This window comes from Janthinobacterium sp. PSPC3-1, from assembly GCF_049896105.1.
Taxonomy (GTDB): domain Bacteria; phylum Pseudomonadota; class Gammaproteobacteria; order Burkholderiales; family Burkholderiaceae_D; genus Janthinobacterium.
The window spans coordinates 38,556-51,548 of record NZ_JAFCTQ010000019.1; the positions used below are offsets into that span (position 1 = coordinate 38,556).

9 protein-coding genes are annotated in these 12,993 nt (G+C 65.9%); 6 read left to right on the forward strand and 3 right to left on the reverse strand.

From position 1 onward, the window contains the following. Positions 1-39: 39 nt before the first annotated feature. The 5 genes from ACP7B7_RS19180 to ACP7B7_RS19200 all read left to right on the forward strand — a co-directional run bounded on the left by ACP7B7_RS19180 (position 40) and on the right by ACP7B7_RS19200 (position 5,577). Entirely contained in the window at positions 40-918 is an 879-nt protein-coding gene (locus ACP7B7_RS19180) for an AraC family transcriptional regulator (protein ID WP_308924750.1), read from the forward strand. 28 nt (positions 919-946) lie between these two features. Beyond that, complete coding sequence (gene xylB, locus ACP7B7_RS19185; protein WP_308924751.1) at positions 947-2,422, forward strand: xylulokinase; 1,476 nt, start codon at positions 947-949, stop codon at positions 2,420-2,422. Positions 2,423-2,517: 95 nt separating this feature from the next. Continuing rightward, positions 2,518-3,186 carry a TetR/AcrR family transcriptional regulator gene (locus ACP7B7_RS19190; protein WP_308924752.1) on the forward strand — a complete coding sequence of 223 codons (669 nt, stop codon included), beginning with the start codon at positions 2,518-2,520 and terminating at the stop codon, positions 3,184-3,186. After that, the gene (locus ACP7B7_RS19195) at positions 3,170-3,742 is read left to right on the forward strand and encodes a cytochrome b (protein WP_308924753.1); all 573 of its coding nucleotides are present in this window, start codon (positions 3,170-3,172) and stop codon (positions 3,740-3,742) included. The genes ACP7B7_RS19190 and ACP7B7_RS19195 overlap by 17 nt, the downstream gene beginning before the upstream one ends. Before the next feature lie 206 nt (positions 3,743-3,948). Beyond that, positions 3,949-5,577 carry a methyl-accepting chemotaxis protein gene (locus ACP7B7_RS19200; protein WP_426077724.1) on the forward strand — a complete coding sequence of 543 codons (1,629 nt, stop codon included), beginning with the start codon at positions 3,949-3,951 and terminating at the stop codon, positions 5,575-5,577. Here ACP7B7_RS19200 and ACP7B7_RS19205 read toward each other — a convergent pair. Beyond that, positions 5,574-7,736 (reverse strand): TonB-dependent siderophore receptor, encoded by a 2,163-nt coding sequence (locus tag ACP7B7_RS19205; RefSeq protein WP_426077725.1) that lies wholly within the window; start codon positions 7,734-7,736, stop codon positions 5,574-5,576. The two genes, ACP7B7_RS19200 and ACP7B7_RS19205, sit on opposite strands and share 4 nt — an antisense overlap. A gap of 403 nt (positions 7,737-8,139) precedes the next feature. Here ACP7B7_RS19205 and ACP7B7_RS19210 point away from each other — a divergent pair, with 403 nt between their 5' ends. Beyond that, on the forward strand, positions 8,140-9,942 hold the full coding sequence (locus ACP7B7_RS19210; RefSeq protein WP_426077726.1) for a putative bifunctional diguanylate cyclase/phosphodiesterase: 1,803 nt from the start codon (positions 8,140-8,142) through the stop codon (positions 9,940-9,942). On the opposite strand, the gene ACP7B7_RS19215 is transcribed toward ACP7B7_RS19210, so the two are convergent. Together ACP7B7_RS19215 and ACP7B7_RS19220 are read right to left on the reverse strand one after the other, a co-directional pair. Next, positions 9,867-10,466 carry an NUDIX hydrolase gene (locus tag ACP7B7_RS19215; protein ID WP_426077727.1) on the reverse strand — a complete coding sequence of 200 codons (600 nt, stop codon included), beginning with the start codon at positions 10,464-10,466 and terminating at the stop codon, positions 9,867-9,869. The genes ACP7B7_RS19210 and ACP7B7_RS19215 overlap by 76 nt on opposite strands. 62 nt (positions 10,467-10,528) lie before the next feature. Beyond that, positions 10,529-12,988: a TonB-dependent siderophore receptor gene (locus ACP7B7_RS19220; RefSeq protein ID WP_426077728.1), complete on the reverse strand. Its 2,460-nt coding sequence runs from the start codon at positions 12,986-12,988 to the stop codon at positions 10,529-10,531. Positions 12,989-12,993: the final 5 nt, after the last annotated feature.

Below are 12,993 nucleotides of genomic sequence, written 5' to 3' on the forward strand. Positions count from 1 at the left end.
GTTAGAATACCGCCATCGAGACCGTGCAGGGGAGACGCCGTGACACCAGACCTGGAAGTGATCTACAAGCCATCGTACGAATCGTTTCGTGCGTGGGCGCACGGCTTTCCGCACACGGTGGCCAAATGGCATTTTCACCCCGAGTACGAGCTGCATTTCATCATCACCTCGACCGGCAAGTTTTTTATCGGCGACCATATCGGCAGCTACGGGCCGGGCAACCTGATACTGACCGGGCCCAATTTGCCGCACAATTGGGTCAGCGAATTGCCCGAAGGCATGGTGCTGCCCGAGCGGGACCTGGTGCTGCAGTTTTCCAGCGATTTCATCGAGCGCTGCACCTTGCTGTTTCCCGAGCTGGCGCCGTTGAAGTCCTTGATGGGCGAGGCGTCGCGCGGCTTGCAGTTTCCCGATGCGCTGGGCCTGCGCCTGGTGCCGCTGATGCAGGAGCTGACGACGGCGCAGGGCCTGCGCCGGGTCGAGCTGTTCGCGCGCCTGTTCGGCACCCTGTGCGAGTGCCGCGAACGCCGTCCGCTGGCCAGCGTCACCTATATGGCGCAGGCGGGGCGCTACATGTCGTCCACCATCAACCAGGTGCTGGCGTATATCAAGCAGAACATCACGCTGGACTTTTGCGAGCAGGACGTGGCCGACGTGGCCGAAATGAACACGCTCAAGTTCACGCGTTTCTTCCGCAAGCACACCGGCACCTCGTTCATCCAGTACGTGAACCAGGAACGCATTGCGCTGGCCTGCGAGCTGCTGATGAACACCGACCTGAAGGTGACCGATATCTGCTACCGCACCGGCTTTAACAATCTGTCCAATTTCAACCGCCAGTTTTTGGCGCACAAGCAGATGTCGCCATCGAAGTTTCGCTCCTGCCTGTTGATGAATATGTCCGACCCGTCAGCCTGACGGCCCCTAGATCACTTTTTGGAATCACATGACTTATCTTGGTATCGATATCGGCACTTCCGAAGTCAAGGCCATCCTCACAGATGACGCGCAAACCATCCTGGCCAGCAGCGGCGTGACCCTGCGCGTGGCCAGCCCCCATCCGGGCTGGTCGGAGCAGAATCCCGAGGACTGGTGGCACGCCACGCTGGACGTGATCGCGGCCATCCGTGCCGCCCAGCCGGTGGCATTTTCGGGCCTGCGCGGCATTGCGCTGTCGGGCCAGATGCATGGCGCGACCCTGCTCGACAAGCAGCAGCACGTGCTGCGCGCCGCCATTTTGTGGAACGACACGCGCTCGTTTGCCGAATGCGTGGAACTCGAAGCGCTGGTGCCCGAGTCGCGCGCCATCACGGGCAACCAGGCCATGCCGGGGTTTACGGCACCGAAGCTGCTGTGGCTGCAAAAATACGAGCCGGCGCTGTTCCGCGCCACCGCCACCGTGCTGCTGCCCAAGGATTACGTGGCGCTGCGGCTGACGGGCGACTGCGTGTCCGACATGTCCGACGCGTCCGGCACCTTGTGGCTGGACGTGGCCAAACGCGACTGGTCCGACCGCATGCTGGCCGCCACCGGCCTCACGCGCGAGCATATGCCGCGCCTGGTCGAAGGCAGCGCCGCCGCCGCCCAGGTGCGCGCTTCGCTGTGCCAGGAATGGGGCATCAGCCACCCGGTGATATTGGCCGGCGGCGCCGGCGACAATGCGGCCGCCGCCGTCGGCCTGGGCGTGGTCGAGCCGGGCGCCGGCCTGCTGTCGCTGGGCACCTCGGGCGTGCTGTTTGCCGGTAGCGACGGCTATGCGCCGAATCCCGGCCAGGGCGTGCATGCCTTCTGCCATTGCCTGCCCGAGCGCTGGCACCAGATGAGCGTGATCCTCAGCGCCGCGTCGAGCCTGTCCTGGGTGGCGCAGCTGACGCAATCGTCCGATATCGGCGAGCTGGCCAGCCTGGCCGAAAAAGTCGACGCGCGCAAGGCGCCGATCTTCCTGCCTTACCTGAGCGGCGAACGCACGCCGCACAACGACGCCACCGCGCGCGGCGTGTTTTTCGGCTTGTCGACCGAACACGGGCGCGCCGACCTGGCATATGCGGCGATGGAAGGCGTGGCGTTTGCCATGGCCGACGGCAACGAGGCGCTGCGCAGCGCCGGCACGCATTTGAGCGAAGCGTCGTTCGTCGGCGGCGGTTCGCGCAGCCGCTTCTGGGCGCAGCTGTGCGCCAATGCCTCGGGCCTGAACGTGCTGCGCCACGACCATGGCGTGGCCGGCGGCACCATGGGCGCGGCGCGCCTGGCGCAGATGGCCGTCACCGGCCGCGCGCCCGCCGAGGTCTGCACCCGTCCCGCAATACAGGAAACCATCGCGCCACAGGCGTCAAACGTGCTGGCCGACCGCCTGGCCCGCTACCGCCGCCTGTATCCGCTGCTGCGCGAGGAGTTTGCGGGCGCGACGGCGGCGGCGCGCTGACCAGAGGGAGCCGAGGCGCTCCCGGCAGGGCATTCCAATATTGACATACGTGGCGTATGTGAATAACATACGCTGCGTATGTGAAAGGAATTCCCATGCCCGTATCCACCGTATCCACCGTAGCAAGCCCGCGCCGTCGCCGCAGCACCATGATCGAGGAAACCCGCGCCAGGCTGCTGGCCGCGGCGCGCCTTGCCTTTGCCGAACAGGGCTATGCACATACCTCGATGGACGATTTCACGGCCGCCGCCGGCCTGACCCGCGGCGCGCTGTACCACCATTTCGGCAGCAAGGAAAAGCTGCTGCTGGCCGTCATCGACCAGCTCGAAGGCGAGGTCGGCGCCCGCCTGCAGGCGATTGCCGACAGCGCGCCCACCACCCGGGAAGCGTTGCGGCGCCGCTGCCAGGGCTACCTGGAGCTGGCGCTGGTGCCCGAGCTGCGCCGCATCATCCTGCAGGACGCGCGCGCCATGTTCGGCGACGTGCAGCAGGCGCACCAGCGGCTCGGCATCGCCGCGCTGGAGGCGGCCCTGCAAGGGCTGATCGACGACGGCGTGGCGCGGCCCGTGCATGCGGGCGTGACGGCGCGCATGCTGTATGGCGCCGTCACCGAAGCGGCCTTCTGGATCGCCGAAGCCGATGGCGATCCGCCGGCGCGGCTGGCCGCATCGCAGGCCGCGCTCGACCATCTGCTGAACGGCCTGCTGGTCCGCCAGGCCAACCTTCCGAACGCCCAGGAGCGCCCACATGCAATGGAAAAATAACCGCCAGCGGTTTGGCGCGCTGGCCAAGTTCTTTCACTGGACCAGCGCCGCCGCCTTTATCGGCGCCTATCTCGTTGTCTATTATGTGATCTGGTTCCTGGACGAGGAAGCGCCCGGCACGCTGCCGGTGCTGAACGTGCACTGGATGCTGGGCCTGCTGGTGGGCGCGCTGGCGCTGCCGCGCCTTGCGTGGCGGGTGCTTGACGTGCAGCCGCTGGACCCGCCCGGCTCCGCCCTGGAGCACAGGCTGGCGCATGCCGCGCACTGGGGGCTGTACGGCCTGCTGATCGTGCTGCCGCTGACCGGCTACGCGGGTACCGGCCTGCACACGGACTTCGGCCTGTTTGCCGTGCCGTCGTTTCGCGATACCGCGCTGTTCGACGCGATGGCGTCCATCTTCGGCCTGACGTGGGAAAGTTTCGAGCCGCCGGTGGACGCCGTGCACCACTTCCTGGGCAAGTGGGTGGCCTGGGGCGTGGTGGGCTTGCATGTGCTGGCGGCCCTGTATCACCACCGCGTGCGCAAGGATGACGTGTTGCGCCGCATGCTGCCTTGATGTCCTGATTGGCAAGCTTGCCTGGATCGTCATGGTCGCAGCGGAAGAGCATGGCCATCCAGTCAACCTTGTTATGTAATTTGTTGTTTCTACGCTGAAAATATTTAAGCCGATTAAACCCTGCTTGGTTTTTGGCTGTGTGCACTGCATCATTTCTGTGTCCGGTGAGAATTGGATAGTTTTTCACTGTCACACAAAGGAATGCCATGCAATTCATCAATCTTAAAATATCCGCCCGCCTCGCCTTGCTGGGCGCCTTTTTCTTTCTCGCCCTGGTCGTCGTCGGCCTGCGCGGCTGGAGCGCGCTCGACGCGGCCAGCGCGCGCAGCGCACACGCCATGCAGCGGGCCGTCGCCCTGACGGAAGCCATCGACACGGCGCGCAGCGCGCAGGTGGAATTCAAGATCCAGGTGCAGGAATGGAAAAACATCCTGCTGCGCGGCGGCGACGCGGCTGCCTTCCGGCGCTACCGCGAGGCCTTTGTCGTCAGCGGCGCGCAGACGCGCAAGGAGCTGAAACAGCTGCACACCCTGATGGCCGGCCTGCGGCTCGACACCCAGCCTGTCGAACAGGCCGTGCAGGCGCATGATGCGCTGGGCGTCGCCTACCTGGCGGCCTTGCAGCAATACGATGGCGCGCGCGCCGACAGCGCGCAGCTTGTCGATGCGCTGGTCAAGGGCAAGGACCGCGAGCCGACGCGCCAGATCGACGCCATCGTCGCCACCATCGGCAAGCAGTCGCACAGCCTGATGGCGCAGATGAAGGAAGAGGACGAGGCCGCGCACCGCAGCGCCACCATCGCCATGCTGGCCACGGTGTTGCTGACCCTGCTGATCGGCAGCGTCACCGTCTGGTGGCTGATACGCAGCATCACGCGTCCGCTTTCCGCGGCGGTCGGCATTGCGCAGCAAGTGGCGCAGGGCGACCTGCGCGCGGTGGTGGCCGATGGCGGCCGTAATGAAATCAGCGACCTGCTGCGTGCCTTGAAGGCCATGAGCGGCAACCTGGCGGCCATTGTCGGGCGCGTGCGCGACGGCACCGACGCGATTGCCACGGCCTCCAGCGAAATTGCCAGAGGTAATATGGACCTGTCTTCGCGCACCGAGGAGCAAGCCAGTTCGCTGGAAGAGACGGCCGCCTCGATGATCGAGCTGACCACCACCGTGCGGCAGAATCATGACAATGCCGACCAGGCACGCCAGATGGCCGGCAGTGCCTCGGACGTGGCCCAGCGCGGCGGTGCGGCGGTGGCGCAGATGGTGCAGACCATGGGCAGCATCAATGCGTCGTCGAAGCGCATCGTCGACATTATCGGCGTGATCGACGGCATCGCCTTCCAGACCAATATCCTGGCCCTGAATGCGGCGGTGGAAGCGGCGCGCGCGGGCGAGCAGGGACGCGGCTTTGCGGTGGTCGCCACCGAAGTGCGCAGCCTGGCGCAGCGTTCCGCCGAAGCGGCGCGCGAGATCAAGCAGCTGATCGGCGACTCGGTGCGCACGGTGGAAGCGGGCAGTGCATTGGCGGGCCAGGCCGGGCAGACGATGGACGAGGTGGTGACCAGCGTGCAGCGCGTCAACGCCATCATCGACGAAATCGCGCTGGCCAGCGTCGAGCAGCGCGACGGCATCGAGCAGATCAGCATGGCCGTCAGCCAGATGGATGGCGTAACGCAGCAGAACGCCGCCCTGGTGGAACAGGCGGCCGCCGCAGCGGACGCCTTGCAGCAGCAGGCTGCCAGCCTGGCCGACGCCGTCAGCATTTTCAAGCTGCACGCGGCGCCGGACGCGCCGGCAGCGGTCGGTATGCCCGTGGTCGCGCGCCACGTCCTCGCTTAAAACGTATATTTCGCCGTCAGCACGGCACTGCGCGGTTCGCCAAACGCATTGCCGCTGTCGATGCCGCTGATGGCCTGGTAGTAGCTGCGGTCAAACAGATTGGTCAGGCTCAGGCGCACGTCCAGCTGCTTGCTGGCCTGCCAGCCCGCGTTCAGGTCGGCGATCGCATAGCCGCCCTGACGGATGGCGCTGTTGGTCTTGTAGATCTGGTTCTGCGCGCGCAGCGCCGCACCGACGCGCCAGGCGCTCCATTCGCCCGGCAGGCGGTAGTTGGTGGACAGGCGCAACAAACGGCTCGGGCGTTCGGCCGCATAGCGCGCACCGGCCTGGTTGCTGCCCTGGGCTTTGGTGTATTCGGCCGTGTTGTAGGTCAGGCCCGCGCTCACCTGCCAGCGTGGCGTGATCGCGCCGGCGATGGTCAGTTCCACGCCCTGGCTGCGCACTTCGCCGGCCGCTTCCGAGCACGACAGCAGGCCCGGGCCGCACTGCGCCAGCGGCAGCGAGGTGGCCAGGTTTTCCTGCACGATGCGGAACACGGCGACCGAGGCGTTCAGCGCGCCGCCGAAGTACTCGCCTTTCACGCCCGCTTCCATATTGGTGCCCGTGACCGGGTCGAGCAGCACGCCATTCTTGTCGAGCGCGCTTTGCGGATTGAAGATGCTGGTCCAGCTGCCGTACAGCGAGTGGTGGGCGTCGAAGTCGTACACCAGGCCCACGTAAGGCGTTACTTCCTGGCTGACCTTGTAGCCCGAGCGCACCTGGGTCAGGGGATTGAGGGCGCCGTATTCATACCAGTCGACGCGCCCGCCCACCAGCAGGGCCAGCGGGTCGGTCAGGCTGAAGCGGGCCGTCGTGTAGACGCTTTTCTGGGTGGTTTCGGTATTTTGTCCGTAGTAGAACGTGCCGATCACGGGCTTGACGGGGGCCGCCGTATTCCAGCTGACAGGGTCGAAGGCATAGCTGTAATCGGGCACCGATTTGTAGCCCTTGTCTTCCGTGTCGCGCGTGCGGTAGTTGGCGCCGAAGACGATTTCATGGCGGCGCCCCAGCAGGCTGAATGGCCCGGACGCCTGCGCGTCCAGGATGCGCTGCTGGCGGTCATAGATAAAGGCGTTGGCCGCGCTCAGGCGGAACAGGTTGGTGCGCGGCACGCGGGCCACGCCGGTGACGATGGAATCGAGTTCATCGTCGAGCGCCTGGGCGGCAATCTTGAGCTTCCAGCCGTTGGCCAGGCGGTGTTCCACTTCGGCGAACAGCCGCGTGTTCTTCTTGTTCCAGAAAGTCCAGTCGGGCGCATTGCTGGCCGAGCGGTCCAGCGGCAGGAAGCTGCCGTCCAGCGCGGTCGGCAAGCCATACCAGGTCGAGCCGGGATTGCGCTCGTCGTTGACGTGGAAGCCCACGCCGAGGGTGGTGTCGCGCGTGATGTCGGCGTCAACGGTGGCGTACAGCAGGGCGCGCTTGTGGCCGTAGTTCGAAATAAAGGTGTCGCCGTCCTGGTAGGCGGCCACGGCGCGGCCGCGCACGGAACCGTTGGCGTTCAGCGCGCCGCGCGCATCGACCTCGCCGCGGTAGTCGTGGTAGCGGCCGACGCTGCCCGTGACCGACACTTCATTGTCGGCCGTCGGGCGCTTGCGCACGAAATTCATGGTGCCCGACGGGTTGCCCACGCCATTGAGCATGCCGGCCGCGCCGCGCAGCACTTCCACGCGGTCGTACATGGCCAGGGTGGCGAAACCGAGCGTGTCGCCGTCGCCCGACATGGTCAGTCCGTCTTCGGTGAAATTGCTGATGGCGAAACCGCGCGAATAGAAGCTGGCGCGTTCGGTGGCGCCCTTGTTCAGCGTCAAGCCCGGCGTGATATTGACGATGTCTTCCACCGAGCGGATATTCATGTCATCCATCTGCTGGCGCGTGACCACGCTGACCGACTGCGGGGTTTCGCGCACGGACAGGTTCAGGCGCGTGGCCGCATTCATGCTGCCGGTGGTGTAGGAACCGCTGCCTTCGGTGGTGGCGCCAGCTGCGGCCTGCGCGCTGACCTGGACTTCCGGCAGGCTCTGTTCCTGCGTCTGCGCCTGGACTGGTGCGGCTAAGGCGGCAAGGATGGCCACGGCCATGATCTTCGGCGCCAGCATGGCGCGCTTGTTAGTGATTGTCATTGGAACTCCCCGTATCGCTGTCTGAAAAGCAGGCCTGTGCCCGCCGCTGTCGTGTGCGTCGCTGGGGTGGTGCTGCGCCTGGCTGGCATGGCCCTGCCGCCGTATCCTGGACCAGCTGTGGAAACGCGGCGATGAACCATCTCAAGAATGAGAATTATTCTCATTTTAAGGTGGGTACTGTCATTGCAGCAATTTTTTGTGGAATTTGGTGAGAATGTTGCGCTACCTTGTTGGGCGTTTACAACAACCATGGGGGCCATCAGCCGCTTGAGCGCCATCAAGCGGGGCGCCATCAGGCAAAAAAGTGGGGAGGGATTCTTATACTATTTCCACTCGGAATCTTTTTGGCCGGTATCGTTGCGAGGAACGCCATGAGCCCACTCTTTTGTCCCGCTGGTGATCCATGATGGCGCTGCTGCTGGCGCTGTGCCTGCTGCTGGCCATGCTCGGTGCGCTGCTGGCGGGGCAGTGCTGGGGGGAGCGGCAGTGGCGCGGCCGCCATGCGCACGGTGAGGCACGGCTGGCGGCGCAGGCGCCCATGCTGGCGCTGCTGCAGGCGCTGCCGGTGGCCGTGATCGGCACCGACCGCCATGGCGTGGTGCGCTACCTGAATGCGCGCGCACTGGCGATGGGCGGCTTGCCGGCGGCGCACGGGGTGGGTGCCAGCGTGTCGCAGCTGCTGCCGCTGTTCCATGACGGCGCCGCCATCGATGCGGCGCAGCAGGTGCGCGATTGCGTGGCGCAGCAGGCCATGCTGGAAGTGGCGCGCGGCGCGGTACTGCTGCGCGAAAGCGACGGCAAGCGCATCGACGTGCATTACAGCTGCGCACCGCTGGCGCACGACGGCGCGGTGCTGCTGCTGCACGACGTGTCGGCGCGCCGCCGCGCCGAGCAGCAACTGGAATTCATCGCCCACCATGACGGCCTGACCGGCTTGCCGAACCGCCTGCACTTCCAGATCCGCTTCGAGCACGGCATCGCCTATGCGCGCCGCCACCAGAGCTTGCTGGCGGTGCTGTTCGTCGATATCGACCGCTTCAAGGCCATCAACGACAGCCTGGGCCATGACGTGGGCGACCAGGTGCTGGCGGAATTCGCGCGCCGGGTGCAGCAGTGCGTGCGCAAGGTCGACACGGTGGCGCGCCAGGGCGGCGACGAATTCATCGTCCTGCTGACCGAACTGCACGATCCGCATGATGCGACGCGCGTGGCCGAGAAAATCATCGCCGCCATCGCCGCGCCGTTCGTGATCGACCAGTACAGCCTGTCGGTGGCCGCCAGCGTGGGGGTGGCGCTGTATCCGGACGACGACGACGATGTCGATGCGCTCATCGAAAAGGCGGATCTCGCCATGTATGCGGCCAAGCGGCATGCGTCCGGTACCTGCCTGCGCTACGCGCCGCGCATGCAGACGCAATCGTATTCGCGCACCATCCTGGAGACGGCGCTGCGCCATGCGCTCGAGCGCAATGAATTCGTGCTGCAGTACCAGCCTTGCATGGACCTGGCGACCGGTGCCATCACGGGCGTGAAGGCGCTGCTGCGCTGGAAGCACCCGGAACTGGGGCTGATGATGCCGCTCGACTTTCTACCGGTACTGGAGGAGAGCGCGCTGATCCTGCCGGTCGGCGCCTGGGTGCTGGCCACCGCCGTCGAGCAGGCGAAACGCTGGATCGCGCAGGACCACAGGCTGACGGTCACCGTCAGCCTGTCGGCGCGCCAGTTCTACCAGCGCGACATCGCGCGCAATGTCGGCGCGGCTTTGGATGCGGCCGGCGTGCCGGGCCATTGCATCGAAATGGAAATCGCCGCCGGCACCCTGATCGACCATAGCCACGATGGCGAGGCGATCCTGCGCCAGTTCCGCCAACTGGGCATGACGATCTGCATCAGCGACTTCGGCACCGGCGACGGCCCGCTGCATTCCCTGCATCGTTTTCCGGTCGACGCCGTCAAGATTGAAAAGTGTTTTATCGACGAACTGGGCGAATCAGCCGATGACGGCGCCATGGTGCGCGCCATGGTGGCGATGGCCCACACCCTGAAACTGCGCGCGATCGCCGGCGGCGTGGAAAACGCGCGCCAGCTGGAACTGCTGGCGGCCATGGGCTGCGACGCCGCCTTCGGCTATCACCTGGGGCGCGCGATGGCGCCGGATGGGGTGGAGGCGCTGCTCAAGGCGCGCGCCGCCCCGGCCGCCTGCTGACGCAGCTTGGCCAGGAAGCGCCGCAGGTGCGGCTCGCCGCGTTCGAAGGGTACCTCGTCAAAGGCAAACCAGCGTATTGACGAAAATTCTGTTTCATCATGGATGATCTGCTGCCGGCGGTCGGCATGCAGCACATACCACAGCGACACATCGGTGTGGCCAGCGGTCAGGCCCACGGTGGTGGTCACGGTCAGCATCAGCGGTGCTGCGATGGGATGCGCGGGCGCCAGGCCCAGTTCCTCGGCCAGTTCGCGCAGCACGGTGGTACGTGGATGCTCGCCGGGATCGACATGGCCGCCGGGCGGCAGCCACAATTGGGCATTGCGATGGTCGACCAGCAGCACGTGATCCTCATCGACGACGACAAAGTAGGCGACCAGGTGCTTCGGCGGGGTGGCCGGCTTGGCCAGGCGGAACAGCTCGGCGCCGCTATCGATCCAGGCCAGCGTGTCGGCAAGCTGGCCGCGTTCGAGTTCGTCCAGCGGGACGATGGTGGCAACTTCTTGCCGGATTTGCTGGCGCATCTGCTGGGGCCTCGGTCAATGACAAGCCGTGAGCGTAGCAGATGTGCCGGCAAAGAGTGCCGTTAAAACCTGTAGCGCAGCGACAGCATGGCGTTGCGCGGGTCGCCATAGTAGCCGCCCATGCCGGTCGAGTAGTAGCGCTTGTCGAACACATTATTGACATTGACGGTCGCCACCAGGCGCGGGTCGAACTGGTATTGCGCCATCAGGCCCGCCACCGCGTAGGCTGGCTGCGTGAAGCGCTCGCCGTTCGGGCCACGGTCGTCCATGTAGATGCCGCTCTGCCAGTTCACGCCGGCGCCCAGCATCAATCCTGGCACGCCTTGCGACAGGCGATAGGTGGTCCACAGCTTGGCCATGGCCTGCGGCTGGCTGGTCTGGATGCGCTCGCCGGCCGCGTTGCGGATGCGGCTGTAGGCATAGCTGGCCGTCAGTTGCCAGTCCGGGCGCAGCTGGCCCGACACTTCCGTCTCCAGGCCGCAGGTGGTGGCGCCCTTCACCGTGTGATAGGCGTACGAGCCGCCGCCGGTACCGATGATCCAGATATTGCCCGGATCGGCTTCGGCCAGGTTTTCCTGGCGCAGCTGGAACACCGAAGTGCTGGTGGTCAGGGCGCCGTTGAAGAATTCGCCCTTGATGCCGGCCTCGTAGTTCTTGCCTTCCAGTGGCGGCAGGAAGCGGCTGTTGATGTCGCGCTGGCTTTGCGGCGTGAAGATGCTGGTGTAGCTGGCGTAGGCCGACCAGTGCCGTCCCAGGTCGTAGACCAGGCCCGCATACGGCGTGATCTTGCCGCTTTCGCGCATCGCGTCGTAGAGATCCGTGTCGGCATCGTAATCGCTGCGGATATCGCGCTTCCAGTACGACAGGCGCGCACCGAGGATCACGGACAGCGCATCCGTCGGGCGCAGGCGCAAGGTGGAATACACGCCGCTCTCGCGCTCCTTGTCGTACGAGGTGCCCATGCGGGTGCCGCGATAGTCGGGCACCGGCATGGCGCCATTCCATGCGTTGATGTCGGGGATGCTGTAGTCGTAGCCGTCCAGCCGCCAGCCCGGATAGATGGGGCTGTTGGTCTCGAGTTCGGAGCTGCTCACGCCGAACACCAGTTCATGCTTGCGCCCGAAGGCCTGGAACGGCCCGCTGACATAGGCGTCGAGCGAGGTTTGCTGCGGCTTGCTGTGCCAGTTGGCCAGCCACAGTTTCAGGTTGGCGCCCGTGACGCGGTCCGCATAGCCGTTGCCGGCAAAGCCCTGCAGCGCATCATATTGATTGCTGCTGCGGCTGACGGCCAGCTTGGCGATCCAGTCGTTGTCGAAATAATGGTCGAGCGTGGCGAACAACATGCTTTGTTCGCGGTCGTACGTGCTCCACGCCGCCGTGCCGTTCATCGACCGCTTGAAATGGGTCAGCGAGCCATCGCTGTAAAAGACGGGAAATTCGCGGCCCGCGCCACCCAGTTTTTCCTTCTGGTAGTTGACGCCCGCGCTGAGCACCGTGGACGGCGACAAATCGGCTTCGACGATCGCGTACAGCACGTCCTTTTTCTGGCGGTAGCGCTCGATGAAGGAATGCTGGTCTTCATGCGCCGCCACCAGGCGGGCGCGCACGCTGCCGTCCTGGTTCAGCGGACTCGAGATGTCGCCATCGATGCGGTAGCGGTCCCACGAGCCGGCCTGCACGCCGGCCGATGCGGCAAATGTGCGGCCCGGGCGCTTGCGCACCAGGTTGACGGCGGCGGACGGGCTGCCCGTGCCGCTGATCAAACCGGTGGCGCCGCGGATGATTTCGACCCTGTCGTAGATGGCCGCGTCATAGGTGCGCGCTTCGAGGTTCTTGCTGGTCGGGATGCCGTCGACCATGTAGGACGTCACTTCGAAGCCGCGCGAGAATCCCTGGTCGTATTCCCGCGTGCTCGACGAGCGGTCGACCGTGATGCCGGGCGACTGCACCAGCACGTCCTGCAAGGTGCGCAGGCCCTGGTCTTCGATCTGCTGGCGCGTGATGACGCTGACGGCCTGCGGCGTTTCGCGCAGCGACAGGTTCAATCGCGTGGCGCTGGTCAGGCCCGCGTAGCTGCGCCTGCCCTCGGTGGTGCCGTCGCGCAGGGCGCTGGAGCTGACGGCCACTTCGCCGAGGGTGGTGGCGATCGGCGCGCCGGTACTGGCACCGGCGCCGCTTTTGCGCAGCACATAGCTGTTGGCGCCGCCGGGCACCGCTTCGAGTCCGGTGCCGGCCAGCAGTTGCGCCAGCGCCTGCGGCACCGTATAGCTGCCCTGCAGGCCCGGCGAGCGCACGCCCTGCAGCAGTTCGGCCGCGCCGCCCACATTGACCCTGGCGTTGATGGCAAAGGCGGCGATCGCGGCGGACAACTCGCCGGCCGGCACGCTGTAATGCGTTGGCGCGGCGCTGGCGGCGCCAGTCGTATCGGCGGCCATCGCCGGCGCATGCGCCAGCGACAGCAGCAACAGGGCGCCGCCAACGGCGCGTGCGAGGGGAGTGGGGTGCGGAGGATGCAGGTGCATGAGAG

Coding starts and splice junctions, on each gene's coding strand:
- ACP7B7_RS19220 (WP_426077728.1), bottom strand. CDS start 12,988: ATGCACCTGCATCCTCCGCACCCCACTCCCCTCGCACGCGCCGTTGGC.
- ACP7B7_RS19210 (WP_426077726.1), top strand. CDS start 8,140: ATGATGGCGCTGCTGCTGGCGCTGTGCCTGCTGCTGGCCATGCTCGGT.
- xylB (WP_308924751.1), top strand. CDS start 947: ATGACTTATCTTGGTATCGATATCGGCACTTCCGAAGTCAAGGCCATC.
- ACP7B7_RS19195 (WP_308924753.1), top strand. CDS start 3,170: ATGCAATGGAAAAATAACCGCCAGCGGTTTGGCGCGCTGGCCAAGTTC.
- ACP7B7_RS19190 (WP_308924752.1), top strand. CDS start 2,518: ATGCCCGTATCCACCGTATCCACCGTAGCAAGCCCGCGCCGTCGCCGC.
- ACP7B7_RS19205 (WP_426077725.1), bottom strand. CDS start 7,736: ATGACAATCACTAACAAGCGCGCCATGCTGGCGCCGAAGATCATGGCC.
- ACP7B7_RS19215 (WP_426077727.1), bottom strand. CDS start 10,466: ATGCGCCAGCAAATCCGGCAAGAAGTTGCCACCATCGTCCCGCTGGAC.
- ACP7B7_RS19200 (WP_426077724.1), top strand. CDS start 3,949: ATGCAATTCATCAATCTTAAAATATCCGCCCGCCTCGCCTTGCTGGGC.